General features: G+C 58.7%; 15 protein-coding genes. 9 read left to right on the top strand and 6 right to left on the bottom strand.

The window, feature by feature from the left end:
• The first annotated feature begins 28 nt into the window (after window positions 1–28).
• The gene (locus KO536_RS12125; RefSeq protein ID WP_133075055.1) at window positions 29–1177 is read left to right on the top strand and encodes an MFS transporter; all 1149 of its coding nucleotides are present in this window, start codon (window positions 29–31) and stop codon (window positions 1175–1177) included.
• On the opposite strand, the gene KO536_RS12120 is transcribed toward KO536_RS12125, so the two are convergent.
• Window positions 1172–2722 (bottom strand): phospholipase D family protein, encoded by a 1551-nt coding sequence (locus tag KO536_RS12120; protein ID WP_133075054.1) that lies wholly within the window; start codon window positions 2720–2722, stop codon window positions 1172–1174. The two genes, KO536_RS12125 and KO536_RS12120, sit on opposite strands and share 6 nt — an antisense overlap.
• Before the next feature lie 34 nt (window positions 2723–2756).
• Window positions 2757–4178 (bottom strand): PLP-dependent aminotransferase family protein, encoded by a 1422-nt coding sequence (locus KO536_RS12115; protein ID WP_133075053.1) that lies wholly within the window; start codon window positions 4176–4178, stop codon window positions 2757–2759.
• 169 nt (window positions 4179–4347) lie between these two features.
• Between KO536_RS12115 and KO536_RS12110 the strand changes: the two genes are divergently transcribed.
• Window positions 4348–4581, top strand: a complete 234-nt coding sequence (locus KO536_RS12110) for a DUF1127 domain-containing protein (RefSeq protein WP_219262015.1) — start codon at window positions 4348–4350, stop codon at window positions 4579–4581.
• Between the two features lie 103 nt (window positions 4582–4684).
• Here the strand turns inward: KO536_RS12110 and KO536_RS12105 are convergent, their stop codons facing one another.
• Window positions 4685–5986: an FAD-binding oxidoreductase gene (locus KO536_RS12105; protein WP_219262014.1), complete on the bottom strand. Its 1302-nt coding sequence runs from the start codon at window positions 5984–5986 to the stop codon at window positions 4685–4687.
• 146 nt (window positions 5987–6132) lie between these two features.
• On the opposite strand from KO536_RS12105, the gene KO536_RS12100 reads away from it, so the two are divergent.
• The gene (locus KO536_RS12100) at window positions 6133–6486 is read left to right on the top strand and encodes a YkgJ family cysteine cluster protein (protein ID WP_133075050.1); all 354 of its coding nucleotides are present in this window, start codon (window positions 6133–6135) and stop codon (window positions 6484–6486) included.
• Window positions 6487–6497: 11 nt separating this feature from the next.
• On the opposite strand, the gene KO536_RS12095 is transcribed toward KO536_RS12100, so the two are convergent.
• A complete protein-coding gene (locus KO536_RS12095; RefSeq protein ID WP_016782681.1) occupies window positions 6498–6986 on the bottom strand; it encodes an Lrp/AsnC ligand binding domain-containing protein in 489 nt (162 codons plus the stop codon).
• A 156-nt stretch (window positions 6987–7142) separates the two neighbouring features.
• Between KO536_RS12095 and dadA the strand changes: the two genes are divergently transcribed.
• The 6 genes from dadA to KO536_RS12065 all read left to right on the top strand — a co-directional run bounded on the left by dadA (window position 7143) and on the right by KO536_RS12065 (window position 13257).
• A complete protein-coding gene (gene dadA / locus KO536_RS12090; protein WP_133075049.1) occupies window positions 7143–8444 on the top strand; it encodes a D-amino acid dehydrogenase in 1302 nt (433 codons plus the stop codon).
• Entirely contained in the window at window positions 8416–8769 is a 354-nt protein-coding gene (locus KO536_RS12085) for a RidA family protein (protein WP_133075048.1), read from the top strand. Before dadA ends, KO536_RS12085 begins: the two co-directional genes overlap by 29 nt.
• A gap of 102 nt (window positions 8770–8871) precedes the next feature.
• Window positions 8872–9945, top strand: a complete 1074-nt coding sequence (gene alr / locus KO536_RS12080) for an alanine racemase (protein ID WP_219262013.1) — start codon at window positions 8872–8874, stop codon at window positions 9943–9945.
• Window positions 9946–10072: 127 nt separating this feature from the next.
• Entirely contained in the window at window positions 10073–10621 is a 549-nt protein-coding gene (locus KO536_RS12075) for a cupin domain-containing protein (protein ID WP_019828220.1), read from the top strand.
• A gap of 181 nt (window positions 10622–10802) precedes the next feature.
• The gene (locus KO536_RS12070) at window positions 10803–11216 is read left to right on the top strand and encodes a cytochrome c5 family protein (RefSeq protein ID WP_133075340.1); all 414 of its coding nucleotides are present in this window, start codon (window positions 10803–10805) and stop codon (window positions 11214–11216) included.
• A 118-nt stretch (window positions 11217–11334) separates the two neighbouring features.
• On the top strand, window positions 11335–13257 hold the full coding sequence (locus tag KO536_RS12065; protein ID WP_219262012.1) for an acetyl-CoA hydrolase/transferase C-terminal domain-containing protein: 1923 nt from the start codon (window positions 11335–11337) through the stop codon (window positions 13255–13257).
• Window positions 13258–13384: 127 nt separating this feature from the next.
• Here KO536_RS12065 and KO536_RS12060 read toward each other — a convergent pair whose 3' ends face one another.
• Together KO536_RS12060 and rep are read right to left on the bottom strand one after the other, a co-directional pair.
• Window positions 13385–13957 carry a xanthine phosphoribosyltransferase gene (locus KO536_RS12060; RefSeq protein WP_133075045.1) on the bottom strand — a complete coding sequence of 191 codons (573 nt, stop codon included), beginning with the start codon at window positions 13955–13957 and terminating at the stop codon, window positions 13385–13387.
• A 56-nt stretch (window positions 13958–14013) separates the two neighbouring features.
• On the bottom strand, window positions 14014–16023 hold the full coding sequence (rep, locus tag KO536_RS12055) for a DNA helicase Rep (protein WP_133075044.1): 2010 nt from the start codon (window positions 16021–16023) through the stop codon (window positions 14014–14016).
• Between the last annotated feature and the right edge of the window lie 222 nt (window positions 16024–16245).

Below are 16245 nucleotides of genomic sequence, written 5' to 3'. Positions count from 1 at the left end.
TTTTACACCACACATTTGGAGCACAGACATGCGTTGGGCGACGTATTTCGCCGTTCTGGCCTCGGTTCTCAGTGTCGGCCTGGCACTGGGCGTGAGCATGCCGCTGGTATCGTTTCGGCTTGAAAGCTGGGGTTATGGCGGGTTCGCAATTGGCGTCATGGCCGCCATGCCGGCGATAGGTGTGCTGGTCGGCGCCAGCCTGGCAAGCAAGCTGGCTGCACGCTTTGGCACACCCGGCCTGATGCGCCTGTGTCTGTGGTGTGGGGCGCTGTCCATCGGGCTGCTGGCGTTACTGCCCAGCTATCCGGTGTGGCTGGTACTGCGCCTGCTGATCGGCGTGGTACTCACGATTATTTTTATTCTCGGCGAAAGCTGGATCAACCAGCTGGTGGTCGAGCAATGGCGCGGCCGCCTGGTCGCGCTGTATGGCTCGGCCTATGCCTTGAGCCAATTGTCCGGGCCACTGCTGCTGGGCCTGGTCGGCTCTGAAGATGACTACGGTTTCTGGATCGGCGTTGCATTGCTGACCCTTGCGCCTTTACTGCTCATGGGTCGCGACGGCGCACCCACCACCGAATCCTGCAGCGTGACCTTCAAGGATTTACTGGGATTCTGTCGAGGCTTACCGGCTATTGCGTGGGCCGTAGCGCTGTTTGCTGCTTTTGAGGCAATGATTCTTACGCTTCTGCCCATCTACTGCCTGCGCCAGGGCTTTACCGCTGATATTGCACTGGCGATGGTCAGCACCGTTGTGGTGGGCGATGCCCTGCTGCAATTGCCGATAGGGGCGCTGGCCGACCGTCTGTCCCGCCGTTCGCTGTTTACCGGCTGCGCAGTACTGCTGATGCTGTCGAGCCTGGCGGTGCCGTTCTTGCTCAATACCCTGCTGATCTGGCCGCTGTGGGTGATCTTCGGTGCCAGTGCCGGCGGCTTGTTCACCTTGTCACTGATCCTGATCGGCGAGCGCTACCGTGACGATGCCCTGGTGCGCGCCAACGCCCACGTCGCGCAACTGTGGGGTATCGGCTGCCTGATCGGGCCATTGGCCGCCGGTGCGGGCAGCCAGTGGATCAGCGGGCACGCCTTGCCGCTGTTCATGGCCGCAGGCGCGCTGGTACTGGTGATTCTGGTGTTGCGCCAGGGAGCATTCGGCGCGGAGCAAGCAACGGCTTCATAGCATCTTTTCCAGCCCCACACGCTTGCTGAACCAGGCATTGAGCCGCCGCCACCAGTTGCCCGGCTCCCGATGCAAGGTGTGCAACTGGCCGTTGTCTTCAGTCACCCAGACAAGCTTGCCCTGCTCAAGCCTTGGCTCATAGCTCAAGGCCGGAGCCATGCCTTGCAGGGCCAGCTTGCGGGTTTCGGCGGCCAGTTCCGGGCTGTCCACCAACACACCGACCTCGGTGTTCCACAACCCCGAACGCGGGTCGAAATTGAAAGAGCCAATAAATGATTTCTGCTGGTCAAAAATCATCGCCTTGCTGTGCAGGCTCGAATCCGAACTCATCCCGTGCTTGAACAGGTGCAGTCCACTGCCTCCGTTGCTACCCGGCTGGCGACGCAGTTCAAACAGTTTGACCCCGTGTTCCAGCAACGCTTTGCGATAAGGGGCGTAGCCGCCGTGAACAGCGGGTACGTCCGTCGCTTCCAGTGAGTTGGTCAATAAACGTACATCGACCCCCGCATCCGCTCGACCCGTCAGGTACACCAACCCGGTTTCACCCGGCACAAAATAGGCCGAGATCAGGATCAGTTCCTGGTTCACTCCCGCCAGCTCCGGCGCCAACTGCGTGGTCAGCAACAAGTGGGAGTCTGGCTCCCCCCTGGCCAGTACCTTGCTCGGCGCATCCCACAGCGCCTGATTCCAGGCCCAGATCAGCTCTTTGCGCCAAACATCCAGCTGCGGGTTGGTCTCATAGGATGCCAACTCTTGATAAAGCGCCGGGTTGCGTTGCTGCGCCCGCTTGAGCGAGGCCTCGAGTTTTTTACGCGCCTTGCCCAATTCATGCACAGACAGTTTCGACGAGACAAAATCACCAATCGGCTGGCTGAGGGCGCTGTTCCAGTATTGATCGAAACCGTGCCCCAATTGTTCTGCCACCGGGCCAACGCTGAGCAGGTCGATATCGGTGAAGTTCAGCTCGGGCTTGGCATCGAAATACTCATCACCCAGATTGCGCCCACCCACAATCGCCACGCTGTTATCGGCCAGCCAGAGTTTGTTGTGCATGCGCCGGTGCTGGCGCGAGAGGTTGAACAGCCGCCCCATGGCTCGGGTCACGCCCGTGCTGCGCCCCAACTGCAGAGGATTGAACAGCCGGATCTGGATATTGGGATGGGCCGCAAGTGTCGCCAGGATATCGTCCAGGCCATCACTGGCGGTGTCATCGAGCAGGATCCGCACGCGCACGCCGCGATCTGCCGCCTTGAGCAGTTCATCAATCAGCATGCGCGTACTCAACCCGTCGTGGACGATGTAGTACTGCAAGTCGAGGCTGCTTTGCGCATTGCGGATCAGCTCTGCACGGGCCCTGAACGCTTCGCCGCTGTTGGGCAGCAGGCGAAATCCGGAGCGACCCTGATAGGGCGCGGCCTGGGCCTGGATGGAGCGGCCAAAGGCCGAGTCTGCGGCTGGCAACGCCTGGGTTGGCTCACGGGGCACGTCCAAAGTGGCACAACCTCCCAGCAATACAGCCAAAAACAATGCACAGAGTGATTTCAACGTGTAGAGCCTCGGGCCAGACGTCACAGGGTGATTAAACAGCTTCTGCCAACAGTTTACTGGCCGCCATCCCGACCTTGCGCACCGCCTCCTCAACCTGAGGCGTAGGCTTTGCAGCGTAGTTCATGCGCAAGCAGTTACGGTATTTGCCCGAGGCAGAGAAAATACTGCCCACCGCAATCTGCACCCCCTGATCCAGCAGCGCGCGGTTGAGGCGCAAGCTGTCAAACCCTTCCGGCAGCTCCAGCCAGAGCATAAAACTGCCTTGGGGCCGACTGGCGCGAGTGCCGGGTGGAAAGTAGCGACTGATCCAGCCCAGCATCAGGTCTCGATTGCGCTGATATTGGCTGCGCATTTTGCGCAGGTGCGGTTCGAAATGGCCGTTCTTTAAAAAGTCGGCAATGGCCAGTTGCGGCTGTGGCGCTGTGGAACCGGTGCTGATGTATTTCATGTGCAGCACCCGCTCCAGATAACGACCCGGCGCGACCCAGCCAACGCGCAAGCCGGGCGCCAGGGTTTTGGAAAATGAGCTGCACAGCAAGACCCGCCCATCATCGTCGAAGGATTTGATCGTGCGCGGACGCGGATAGGTATAAGCCAGTTCGCCGTACACATCGTCTTCGATAATCGCCACATCAAAACGCTGAGCCAGTATCACCAGCGCCCGCTTGCGAGCCTCGGGCATGATGTAGCCCAGCGGGTTGTTACAGCTGGGCGTAATCTGGATCGCCTTGATCGGCCACTGCTCCAGCGCCAGCTCCAGCGCCTCGAGACTGATGCCGGTCAGCGGATCGGTAGGGATCTCGAGCGCCTTCATGCCCAACCCCTTGAGGGTTTGCATGGCGCCATGAAAACTCGGCGAATCGACCGCCACGATGTCACCCGGCTCACACACCGCGCGAATACTGCACGACAGCGCCTCATGGCAGCCGGTAGTGATCACCAGGTCTTCAGCACCCAGCTGGCAGCCCGAATCGAGCAACAGACGCGCCAACTGCTCACGCAGGCCCAGCACCCCGTACACGTTGTCGTAATACAGACCGGGCAAATCCAGGCGACGACTGATTTGCGCCAGGCTGCGCAACAGCGGCTTGATAGTTGGCGTAGTGACGTCAGGCATGCCCCGTCCCAACTGGATCACGTCCTTCTGCGGCACGGAACGCACCAGTTCCAGCACTTGTTCCCACTGGGAAATTTCCACCGGCCGCTGAGCCGGTTTACCCATGCCCGGCAAGGCAGGCAGCTCACGTTCCATTGGCACGAAGTACCCGGACTTGGGGCGTGGCGAAGCCAGCCCATTGTCTTCCAGCAACCGATACGCCTGCTGCACCGTGCTCAGGCTCACGCCATGCTCGGCGCTTAGCGCCCGCACTGATGGCAAGCGGTCGCCAGGACGATAAAAGCCCTGTTCGATGCGCGTACCGAGCAGGTCAGCGAGATTGACGTAAAGGGACATTGCCGGACTCCAGGAGTGCTGACCAGTACAGATGAGCTGAAAACCGAGGATTCAGCGTCTAAAAGGCCGTATCTGTATGGATATAAAATGACTTTGCTGAATCTGTCATGGTTTTGAGCGTAAGGCCATCATGCTGACTCATGGTAATCGAGTCAAAAGGAGCTGTCTGATGAATGGTTTGAGCGATGTCCGCCTGACGCTGCACAGCCAACAATTACTGGCCGAACACGAAGCCAGGCAAATCATTAACGCCCCTGCAGCGCTGGGGCGCTGGAGCCTGTTCTGGCACCGCGCACGCAGCCGCCGCGTACTGCTCAACCTGGACGAGAATCAACTGCGTGACGTGGGCCTGAGCCGCGAAATGGCCCGACGCGAAGGCTGCAAACCTTTTTGGCGTTCGTGAATACTGCGCTGTATGCAAGGGAGCTTGCTCGCGATTCAAGCGCCGCGTTGTATCAGGCGCACTGCGGCGCCTGAATCGCGAGCAAGCCCGCTCCCACCGTTTTTTAACGCAGCTCTTTGAGCCGATGCCACAGCATCCCCAGCGCCAGCAACGGCGAGCGCAGGTATTTGCCGCCAGGGAAGGTGATGTGCGGGACTTTGGCGAACAGGTCAAAACCGTCGCTGTGCTGACCACTGATGGCTTCGGCCAGCAACCTGCCCGCCAGGTGAGTCGCGTTGACCCCATGCCCTGAATACGCCTGGGCGTAATACACATTGGGCTGCTCTTGCAGGCGGCCGATTTGCGGCAAGCGGTTGGCGCCAATGCCGATCATGCCGCCCCACTGGTAATCGATTTTCACGTCGTTGAGGTGCGGGAACACCTCAAGCATTTTCGGCCGCATATACGCTGCAATGTCTTGAGGATCGCGACCCGAATAGTGACAAGCCCCCCCAAACAGCAAACGTCGATCCGCCGATAACCTGTAGTAATCCAGCGCCACCCGCTGATCACACACCGCCATGTTCTGCGGCAGCAAGGCGTGGGCCAGGGCTTCGCTCAGCGGCTCGGTGGCGATGATATAGCTGCCCGCAGGCAGTACCTTGCCACTGAGTTGCGGATTCAGGTCTTTTAAATAGGCGTTGCAGCCCAGCACCAGGCTTTTGGCCCGTACCGAGCCCTGCGCCGTGTGTACCCTTACTTCAGGGCCATAATCGATACGGGTCACGGTGGAGTTTTCAAATAGCTTCACGCCCAGCTGAGCAGCTGCCGCCGCTTCGCCCAGCGCCAGGTTGAGTGGATGCAAATGCCCCGAGCCCATATCGATCAGGCCGCCGACATAACGATCCGAGCCCACCACGCTATGCACCTCGCTGGCTTGCAACAGACGGATTTCGTGGCGATAGCCCAAACCCCGCAGTTCCTGGGCTTCTTCGGCAAAACCTTCAAGGTCACGCGGCTTGTTGGCCAGATCGCAGTAGCCCCATGTCAGGTCGCAGGCGATATTGAAGCGCTCTACGCGACGGCGAACGATTTCCACCGCCTCCAGCCCCATCAACTTCATCTGCCGTACGCCGTCTTTGCCGATAACCCCTTCAAACTGCTCAAGGCCATGGCCGACACCGCGAATCAATTGACCGCCATTGCGCCCGCTGGCGCCCCAGCCGATCTTGTGAGCCTCGAGCAAAACGACGCTCATGCCGCGCTCGGCAAGCTCCAACGCGGTGTTGAGCCCGGAAAAGCCGCCACCCACCACGCACACATCCGCCACCACATCACCCTGCAGCACCGGATGATCGGGCTGCGGCAGGCTGCTGGCGGCGTAATAAGAGGCGGTGTGCTGGCTGCGCTGAACCGGGGCGCTCATGGGCGAATCCTGATTATTGATGTTTGGAAAATTTGACGGAGCATAAGCCGGGCCATTCCCACGGGGCAAGAACAGCTGGACGGCCCTGTCTAGAGCCGGGGTTTTCAGGCAGACTTTGCGGCCTTTTCAAAATCGGTACGTTCTGGATGAGCTGCAACAGTCACAAGATCCGCTTTCTCAGGCAGCAAATCCCCTCGTTTGACTGCGTGCCGGGTTGCCATGACTGCTGCGGACCGGTGACCACCTCCTCCGAAGAAATGGCCCGCTTGCCGCGCAAGACTGCTGCCGAGCAGGAAGCCGCGATGGACGAGCTTGACTGTGTGCACCTGGGGCCCAATGGCTGCACGGTGTATGAAGAGCGACCATTGATCTGTCGCCTGTTCGGCACCACGCCCACACTGCCCTGCCCCAACGGCCGACGCCCGGTGGAGATGATTCATCCCAGCGCTGAGAAGCTGGTGCATGAATACATCGCCAGTACGCGCCAGGTGCTGGTTTAAGCCCGCAGGGTTCAATCGGCAATCGGCAGGTTCAGGCTCTCTTTCACTTCTTCCATCACGATATAGCTCTTGGACTCACGCACGTGGGGCAATTTGAGCAGGATGTCGCCCAGCAACTTGCGGTATGAAGCCATCTCGCTGATCCGCGCCTTGACCAGATAGTCGAAATCTCCCGACACCAGATGACACTCCAGCACGTGAGGTAACTTCAGCACCGCGCGGCGAAATTCATCAAAGGTGTCACCAGACTTGTAGTCCAGGCTGATCTCAACAAAAACCAGCAGGCTGCCCTGCAAGTGCTGCGGGTTGAGCCGGGCGTTATAGCCCATGATGATGCCTTCACGCTCCAGCCTTCTTACCCGTTCTGTACAGGGCGTAGTGGACAGCCCGACCTTCTCTCCCAGCTCGGTAAACGAGATGCGGCCATCGACCTGAAGGATGCGCAAAATATTGCGGTCAATCTTGTCCAATTCACGTTTTGTTTGGTGATTTGTACGCATAGGAGATTCTCCTCCGTGAAAAGGGTTGTGCCCGAGAATTGTCGCCAAATATAGCTGCTTATACAGTGAATTCCACTACTCAATGCTTCATATACTGCGCTCATCTTCGCTCTGAACAATAAACGTCTGCGGCTGGCCGCGATGAGGGATATGAATATGCGAGTTATGGTATTGGGTGGCGGCGTTATTGGTACTGCCAGCGCCTATTATCTGGCCCGAGCCGGTTTCGATGTGGTCGTCGTTGACCGTCAGCCAGCCGTTGCAATGGAAACCAGCTTTGCCAACGCCGGCCAGGTGTCGCCAGGCTACGCTTCCCCGTGGGCAGCGCCGGGCGTGCCGCTGAAGGCAATCAAATGGCTGCTGGAGCGCCACGCGCCCCTGGCAATCAAGGCCACTGCCAACATCGACCAATACCTGTGGATGGCGCAAATGCTGCGCAACTGCACCGCCAGCCGCTATGCCGTGAACAAGGAGCGCATGGTTCGCCTGTCCGAGTACAGCCGTGATTGCCTCGACGAACTGCGCGCCGAAACCGGTATCGCCTACGAGGCTCGCAACCTGGGCACCACTCAATTGTTCCGCACCCAGGCCCAACTGGATGGCGCGGCCAAGGACATCGCGGTTCTCAAGGAATCCGGCGTTCCGTTCGAACTGCTCGACCGTGCAGGTATCGCCCGGGTTGAACCCGCACTGGCCAACGTGACCGACATTCTGGCCGGCGCCCTGCGTCTGCCCAATGACCAGACCGGCGACTGTCAGATGTTTACCACCCGCCTGGCCGAAATGGCCAAGAACCTAGGTGTTGAATTCCGCTTCGGTCAAGACATCCAGCGTCTGGACTACGCAGGCGACCGCATCAATGGCGTAATGATCGACGGCAAGCTCGAAACCGCTGATCGCTACGTGCTGGCACTGGGCAGCTACTCGCCGCAGATGCTCAAGCCGCTGGGCATCAAGGCCCCGGTTTACCCGCTCAAGGGTTACTCGCTGACCATCCCGATCACCAATCCGGACATGGCCCCGACGTCGACTATTCTCGACGAGACCTACAAGGTCGCGATCACCCGTTTCGACAACCGTATCCGTGTTGGCGGCATGGCTGAAATCGCTGGCTTCGATCTGTCGCTGAACCCGCGCCGACGCGAAACCCTGGAGATGATCGTCAACGACCTTTATCCTCAGGGCGGTGACTTGAGCCAGGCCAGCTTCTGGACCGGCTTGCGTCCTACTACGCCGGACGGCACGCCGATTGTGGGTGCGACCCCGTTCAAAAACCTGTTCCTGAACACCGGTCATGGCACGCTCGGTTGGACCATGGCCTGCGGCTCCGGTCGCTTCCTTGCGGATGTGATGGCCAGGAAGACACCACAAATCAGCGCCGAAGGCCTTGATATTTCCCGCTACGGCAACCACCAGGAGACTGCAAAACATGGCAATCCAGCGCCAGCTCACCAATGAACGCATGAGCCAGATCGTTGCCCATAACGGTACTGTTTACCTGTCTGGTCAAGTCGGTGACGACATGAACGCCGGGATTGAGCAGCAAACCCGTGAAACACTGGCCAACATCGAGCACTTGCTGGACCTGGCGGGTACCGACAAAAGCAACATCCTGTCGGTAACCATCTACCTCAAAGACATTGATGCCGACTTTACCGGCATGAACAGCGTCTGGGATCAGTGGCTGCCTAAAGGCGTTGCACCGGCCCGCGCTACCGTCGAAGCCAAGTTGTGCGAACCTGAAATCCTGGTCGAATTGTCTGTTGTGGCAGCACTGCCCTAGGTTTTTCGATCAAGTAACAGTCCCTCTTCCGGCGCGGCACGCGGTTAACGCCGCGGGTCAGCGCCGGTTTTTTTATTCAACAGCCGTTAGAAGCCCGCCGCCATGCGCCCAGCCCGTGCCCTGATCGACCTCCAAGCCCTGCGTCACAATTACCAACTGGCCCGTGAAGTCACGGGGGCCAAAGCCCTCGCTGTGATCAAGGCCGATGCCTACGGCCACGGAGCCGTGCGCTGCGCCCAGGCCCTTGAGGCTGAAGCCGACGGTTTTGCCGTCGCCTGTATTGAAGAAGCACTGGAACTGCGCGCCGCCGGTATTGGCGCGCCCATCCTGCTGCTCGAAGGTTTTTTTGAAGCCGATGAACTGCCACTGATCGTCGAACACGACTTTTGGTGCGTGGTGCATTCGCTGTGGCAGCTCGATGCCATCGAGCAGGCCAGACTCGCCAAACCGATCCACGTGTGGCTGAAACTGGACAGCGGCATGCACCGCGTCGGTTTGCACCCCAATGATTACAAGCCTGCATACCAGCGTCTGCAGGCCAGTGCCAATGTGGCGAAAATCGTGCTGATGAGCCACTTTGCCCGCGCCGATGAGCTCGATTGCACCCGAAGCGTGGAGCAAGTCGCTGTGTTCCTGGGCGCTCGCGCCGACTTGACCGCAGAAATCAGCTTGCGTAACTCGCCGGCTGTACTCGGCTGGCCACGCGTGCCAAGCGACTGGGTGCGCCCGGGCCTGATGCTGTATGGCACCTCGCCATTTGACGAACCCCAGGCCACTGCATCACGCCTGCAGCCGGTGATGACACTGGAATCCAAGGTGATTAACGTCCGCGAACTGCCCGCCGGTGAGCCCGTGGGCTACGGCGCCAAATTCATTACCCCGAAGCCGATGCGCATTGGCGTGGTCGCCATGGGGTATGCCGACGGCTATCCGCGTCAGGCCCCCACCGGTACGCCCGTGTTCGTGGCCGGTGTACGCAGCCAATTGCTGGGCCGTGTGTCGATGGACATGCTGTGCATCGATCTCACCGATGTGCCGCAGGCAGGCCTGGGTTCGACAGTGGAGCTGTGGGGCAAAAACATCCTCGCCAGTGAAGTGGCAGCCAAGGCAGACACCATTCCTTACCAGATTTTCTGCAACCTGAAACGAGCGCCACGCCTCTATTCCGGGAGCTGATCGGTTGTATCCAAAGTGCGGGGGCTGATGGGCACCCAGGTTTGAAGTCGAAGTGTTGTAAATACTGAACGCTATCGCCATGATGGCGACTTCTCGACCTGAATCTGACCCCTAGGAGGCTCCCGCATTGGACGTCGGTGAACGACTGCAATCCATCCGCAAACTGAAAGGCCTGTCACAACGTGAACTCGCCAAGCGCGCGGGCGTCACCAACAGCACCATTTCGATGATCGAAAAGAACAGCGTGAGCCCGTCCATAAGCTCCCTGAGAAAAGTGCTGAGTGGCATCCCCATGTCCATGGTCGAGTTTTTTTCCGAAGAGATCCTTCAAGAAAACCCGACTCAGATTGTGTACAAAGCCAACGAGCTGATCGACATTTCCGATGGCGCCGTGACCATGAAACTGGTCGGCAAGGCACATCCAAGCCGGGCCATCGCCTTTCTCAACGAGATTTATCCACCGGGTGCCGATACCGGGGACGAAATGCTGACCCATGAAGGCGAAGAAACCGGGATTTTAGTGGAAGGTCGCCTAGAGTTAATCGTGGGGCTTGAAACCTTCGTGCTCGAAGCCGGTGACAGCTACTATTTCGAAAGCTCAAAGCCACACCGTTTCCGTAATCCGTTCGACGTTGCGGCGCGACTAATCAGCGCAGCCACCCCGGCGAACTTCTAAGAACAGAGGCGCCCTGCCTGCTTGCAGAGGCACCCGAAGATGCATTTCGCCAGCTCTATTCCCCCTTTGTCTTTAGGGTTGTTTCAGAGTGGCGGGCTAACCGTTATACTTTCGCCCGCCCGCGAAACCGTGGTTGTGGGCGTGACTAGCCACCATTGAGGGTGTACGCGTGAACCTAATTATGAAAATGCTGGCCGTACCAGCAACAGTAATGGCCCTTTGGGCAGTCAGCGCTCAGGCAACAACGAACGATGACATCGCAAAACGTCTTGAGCCAGTCGGTAAAGTCTGTGTTCAAGGGCAAGAATGCAAAGGCATGGAAGTGACTGCCTCTGTGGGCGGTGGCGGCGGCATGACCCCCGACGACATCATTGCCAAGCATTGCAGCGCATGCCACGGCACCGGCCTGTTGGGCGCACCGAAAATCGGTGACACCGCAGCCTGGAAAGAGCGCGCTGATCACCAGGGCGGTCTTGATGGCATCCTGGCCAAGGCCATCACCGGTATCAACGCCATGCCGCCTAAAGGCACCTGCATGACGTGCTCCGATGAAGACCTTAAAGGCGCTATCGAGAAGATGTCCGGTTTGAAGTAAACCGCACCTCTCTGAAAAAGCCGCTGATGGGCGGCTTTTTTGTGCCCGGGATTTGAGTCAGTCCGCCCCCCCTGATGTCTATCACGTCTATATTCAAGGATTGATAAGGAGGGGTCAGATGGTGCAGTCCTGTTCGATCGAGCGCGCAGTCGATGATGTCCTGGCGCGACTACCCATGCATATTCACCTGGGCCTGCCGCTGGGGCTGGGCAAGGCCAACCGGTTCGTCAACGCGCTGTATCAGCGGATCAAACTGTTACCCGAGCGCCGGCTCACGATCTACACCGCCCTGAGCCTTGGTCGCCCGCCGCTTGGGGATGGTTTGCAGCGGCTGTTTCTGGAGCCTTTTGTCGAGCGGGTATTTGGCGACTACATCGAGCTGGACTACCTGGCCGACCTGCATCGCAACAGCCTGCCCGGCAATATAGTCGTCGAGCAATTCTTCATGCAGCCGGGGAGTTTGCTCAACAGCCCCCCAGCCCAGCAGGATTATGTCAGCAGCAACTACAGCCACGCGGCACGAGATATCAATGCTGGCGGCCTGAACCTGGTGGCGCAGATGGTTGCCCGCAACCCTCAGGATGCACGGCGCCTGAGCTTGAGCTGCAACCCCGACATCACCCTCGATTTATTGCCCATGATTGCCAAGCGGCGAGCCGAGGGCGAAACCATTTTGATGCTCGGCCAGGTCCACAGCGACCTGCCCTACATGCCCGGCGACTCGGAACTTGACGTTGAGGATTTTGACCTCCTGATCGACGAAGATGAGCGCACTACGCTGTTTTCTACCCCCAACATGCCGGTAAGCCTGCAAGATCACCTTATCGGTTTACATGCCAGTACCCTGATACGGGATGGCGGCACCCTGCAGATTGGCATTGGCTCGATGGGCGACGCCCTGAGTGCCGCCTTGCTGGCGCGCGAGGGCAACAATGACGACTATCGCGCCCTGCTCAACGAGATCGACATCACGCCCTGGCACACGCTGATTGAACAGCAGGGCGGTATCGAGCCGTTCGCCCGGGGCTTGTATGGTTGCAGCGAAATGTTTGTCCACGGACTGATGGTGCTGGCCGATGCCGGGATTGTGCGGCGCAAGGTCTATCCCGATGCCGAACGGCAAGCACAGGCCAACGCAGGGACCCTGGACGAAAGCCTGCAAAGCGACGGCGTGAGCATCCACGGGGGCTTCATCCTTGGCCCGCAGGAGCTTTACCAGCGACTGCGAGACCTGCCCCACAGCAAGCTCAGCGAATTCAACATGACTGCCATCAGCTACATCAACGAGCTGTATGGCCAGGAAGATTTGAAGCGCCTGCAACGGCGCGATGCGAGGTTCGTAAACAGTGCCTTTACCGCCACCTTGCTCGGTGCCGCCGTGGCCGATCAACTGGAAGACGGGCGGGTGCTCAGCGGGGTAGGCGGGCAATACAACTTCGTCGCCCAGGGCCATGCGCTGCATGACGCACGCTCGGTCATCATGCTGCGCAGCTGGCGCGAATCGGGAGGCGAGGTGAGTTCCAATATCGTCTGGGAGTACGGCCACTGCACCATCCCGCGACACTTGCGCGACATCGTGGTCACCGAATACGGGATCGCCGATTTACGCGGCAAAACCGATCGCAACGTCATCGAAGCCCTGCTCAACATCACCGACTCGCGCTTCCAGACCGAGCTGATAGCGCAGGCGCAGCAAATCGGCAAACTGCCCAAGGACTTTTGCCTGGACCCACGGTTTGCCGATAACAGCCCGGAACGCTTGCAGGCCATTGCCGCCAGGCACTCGCACTTGTTCCCCGAGTACCCGTTGGGCAGTGATTTCAGCGCGCAGGAGCAAGACCTGCTGCGAGCGCTGAACTGGCTCAAGAGCAAATTCAAGCTCACGCAAATTTACCAGCTGGGCAAAGCCACACTGGACGCGCCCTCGCCGCAGGCATATCCCGAACACCTGGAGCGTATGCACCTGGCCGAACCGGACGGACTGCGCGAGGAGCTTTATCAGCGCTTGCTGCTGGCAGGGCTGCAGGCAACGAGGCGCTAAACCCGACACGGCCCGTAGTCGCTGCCGAAGGCTGCGAGCTTTTGATGTTGGTCAGCCCCGATAAAAAGCTCGCAGCCTTCGGCAGCGACTACGGGGCTGAGCAAGCCCGGGCAGGGTGGTCGAGGTATTACTCGATAAAGGTCACTTTACCGCCAGCCAGGGATTGAACCCGGGCCAGGGACTCGACGCGATAGCCCTGTGCGTCCAGTTCGGCACGGCCGCCCTGAAACGACTTCTCGATCACGATGCCAAGACCGGCAACGGTAGCGCCCGCTTGCTTGATGATCGAAATCAGTGCCTGCGAGGCTTTGCCGTTGGCCAGGAAGTCGTCGATGACCAACACGCGGTCGCTGCTTTGCAGGTGACGCGGGGAGATCGCAACAGTGCTTTCTGTCTGCTTGGTGAACGAGTACACCGTGGCCGACAACAGGTTTTCAGTCAGGGTCAGGGACTGATGCTTACGCGCAAAAATCACAGGTACACCCAAGTTCAAGCCAGTCATCACGGCAGGAGCAATACCCGACGCTTCAATGGTGACGATCTTGGTAATACCCGAATCCTTGAACAAACGCGCGAATTCGTCGCCGATCTCTTTCATCAACTGAGGGTCGATCTGATGATTCAAGAAGGCGTCGACCTTCAAAACCTGATCGGAAAGCACGATGCCTTCTTCGCGAATTTTCTTGTGCAGTGCTTCCAACGTAACGTCCTCAAATAGCGCTTATGCGCTGAAGGTAGAGTAAAAAATAGTCAATTCTAGCGTTTTAGCATCGCGCGTATATCGGCCAATGCCGTATTTCCGCGAACCGCCTTCACTTCGGTGGGGGTATCGTCGTTGCCTTCCCAGGCCAGATCGTCCGGGGGCAACTCATCGAGGAAGCGACTCGGCGCACAATCGATGATCTCGCCGTATTGCTTGCGCTTGGCGGCGAAGGTAAACGCCAGCGTCTCACGGGCACGGGTAATACCCACGTAGGCCAGACGCCGTTCTTCTTCAATGGTGTCCGCTTCAATGCTGGAGCGGTGCGGCAGGATTTCTTCTTCCATGCCCATGATGAATACGTAAGGAAACTCCAGGCCCTTCGACGCGTGCAACGTCATCATCTGCACGCCTTCGGCACCGTCTTCCTCTTCCTGCTGGCGCTCAAGCATGTCGCGCAACACCAGCTTGCCAATGGCTTCCTCGATAGTCATGGCACCGTCTTCGTCTTTCTCGAGGGTGTTTTTCAACGCCTCGACCAGGAACCAGACGTTGGACATGCGGTAGTCCGCCGCCTTTTCACTGGAGCTGTTGGTGCGCAGCCAGTTCTCGTAGTCGATGTCCATGATCATGCTGCGCAGTGCAGAGATCGGGTCTTCGCCTGAGCATTGTTGACGCACACGGTCCATAAAACGCTTGAAGCGTCCCAGGCGATCAGTAAAGCGGGCATCCAGATGCTCACCCAGGCCGATTTCATCGGTGGCGGCATACATCGAGATTTTGCGTTCGGTCGCGTAGTTACCCAGCTTTTCCAGCGTGGTCGAACCGATCTCGCGACGCGGGACGTTGATCACGCGCAGGAAGGCGTTGTCGTCATCCGGGTTCACAATCAGACGGAAATACGCCATCAGGTCTTTTACTTCCTGACGCCCGAAGAAGCTGTTACCACCCGACAGACGATAGGGAATCTGATGGTGTTGCAGCTTCAACTCGATCAATTTGGCCTGATAGTTACCGCGGTACAGAATCGCAAAGTCGCTGTACGGCCGGTCGGTGCGCAGGTGCAGGGTCAGAATCTCGACGGCTACGCGCTCGGCTTCGGCGTCTTCGTTGCGACAGCGAATCACCCGCACTTCGTCGCCGTGGCCCATCTCGCTCCACAATTGCTTCTCGAACTCGTGCGGATTGTTGGCAATCAGGATGTTGGCGCAGCGCAGGATACGGCTGGTGGAGCGATAGTTTTGCTCCAGCATCACCACTTTCAAGGACGGGTAATCGTCCTTGAGCAACATCAGGTTTTCAGGACGGGCGCCGCGCCAGGCGTAGATCGACTGGTCGTCGTCACCGACCACGGTGAACTGATTGCGCTTGCCGATCAGGTATTTGACCAGCAGGTACTGGCTGGCGTTGGTGTCCTGATATTCATCCACCAACAGGTAACGAACTTTGTTCTGCCACTTCTCAAGAATGTCGGCGTGCTCTTCGAACAACTTCACCGGCAGCAGGATCAGGTCGTCAAAGTCCACTGCGTTGTAGGCCTTGAGCGTGCGCTGGTAGTGGGTGTAGACGATGGCTGCCGTCTGCTCCTTGGGGTTGCGCGCATTTTCCAGCGCCTGGGGCGGCAGGATCAGGTCGTTTTTCCACGAGCCGATCATGTTCTTGATTTCGTCGACCCCGTCGTCGCCCGAGTATTCCTTCTGCATGATGTCGGTCATCAGCGCTTTGACGTCAGCTTCGTCAAAGATCGAGAAACCCGGCTTGTAACCCAGCCGCGCATGCTCCTTGCGGATAATGTTCAGCCCCAGGTTGTGGAACGTGCACACCGTCAAGCCACGACCTTCACCCTTTTTAAGCAGGGTGCCGACACGCTCTTTCATCTCGCGGGCGGCTTTATTGGTAAACGTCATGGCGACGATGTACTGGGCACGGATGCCACAGTTCTGGATCAGGTGCGCGATTTTGCGGGTAATCACGCTGGTTTTGCCGGAGCCCGCGCCGGCGAGCACCAATAGAGGGCCGCCGACATAGCTCACGGCTTCTTGCTGCCGGGGATTGAGTCGGGACATGACGAGATCAGGGGTCGTGTGTAAAAAGGGCGGGCATTTTAACAGGCTGAGCAAATATTGCTGCCTCTGTGCGACGGTGTGACATGCCACATCATCTTAATTTGCCGCTTTTGTTACTTTCGCGCAGGATGCCATGAGTATTTGCAGCTACCGTAGGATTAATACAGCAAATACGTATTTGATAACCAGTGTCATTGCCATTGGTTGCTGGCACGTCATAAT

Source organism: Pseudomonas sp. NKUCC02_KPG (genome assembly GCF_019345465.1).
Classification (GTDB): domain Bacteria; phylum Pseudomonadota; class Gammaproteobacteria; order Pseudomonadales; family Pseudomonadaceae; genus Aquipseudomonas.
Note: the sequence above shows the minus strand (reverse complement) of the source record. Positions and strands in the feature narration are given on the sequence as shown.

Excerpts from the sequence above, each read along its gene's own strand:
- KO536_RS12125 (WP_133075055.1), top strand. The coding sequence starts at position 29 with ATGCGTTGGGCGACGTATTTCGCCGTTCTGGCCTCGGTTCTCAGTGTC.
- KO536_RS12115 (WP_133075053.1), bottom strand. The coding sequence starts at position 4,178 with ATGTCCCTTTACGTCAATCTCGCTGACCTGCTCGGTACGCGCATCGAA.
- KO536_RS12110 (WP_219262015.1), top strand. The coding sequence starts at position 4,348 with ATGAATGGTTTGAGCGATGTCCGCCTGACGCTGCACAGCCAACAATTA.
- KO536_RS12105 (WP_219262014.1), bottom strand. The coding sequence starts at position 5,986 with ATGAGCGCCCCGGTTCAGCGCAGCCAGCACACCGCCTCTTATTACGCC.
- KO536_RS12100 (WP_133075050.1), top strand. The coding sequence starts at position 6,133 with ATGAGCTGCAACAGTCACAAGATCCGCTTTCTCAGGCAGCAAATCCCC.
- KO536_RS12095 (WP_016782681.1), bottom strand. The coding sequence starts at position 6,986 with ATGCGTACAAATCACCAAACAAAACGTGAATTGGACAAGATTGACCGC.
- dadA (WP_133075049.1), top strand. The coding sequence starts at position 7,143 with ATGCGAGTTATGGTATTGGGTGGCGGCGTTATTGGTACTGCCAGCGCC.
- KO536_RS12085 (WP_133075048.1), top strand. The coding sequence starts at position 8,416 with ATGGCAATCCAGCGCCAGCTCACCAATGAACGCATGAGCCAGATCGTT.
- alr (WP_219262013.1), top strand. The coding sequence starts at position 8,872 with ATGCGCCCAGCCCGTGCCCTGATCGACCTCCAAGCCCTGCGTCACAAT.
- KO536_RS12070 (WP_133075340.1), top strand. The coding sequence starts at position 10,803 with ATGAAAATGCTGGCCGTACCAGCAACAGTAATGGCCCTTTGGGCAGTC.
- KO536_RS12065 (WP_219262012.1), top strand. The coding sequence starts at position 11,335 with ATGGTGCAGTCCTGTTCGATCGAGCGCGCAGTCGATGATGTCCTGGCG.
- rep (WP_133075044.1), bottom strand. The coding sequence starts at position 16,023 with ATGTCCCGACTCAATCCCCGGCAGCAAGAAGCCGTGAGCTATGTCGGC.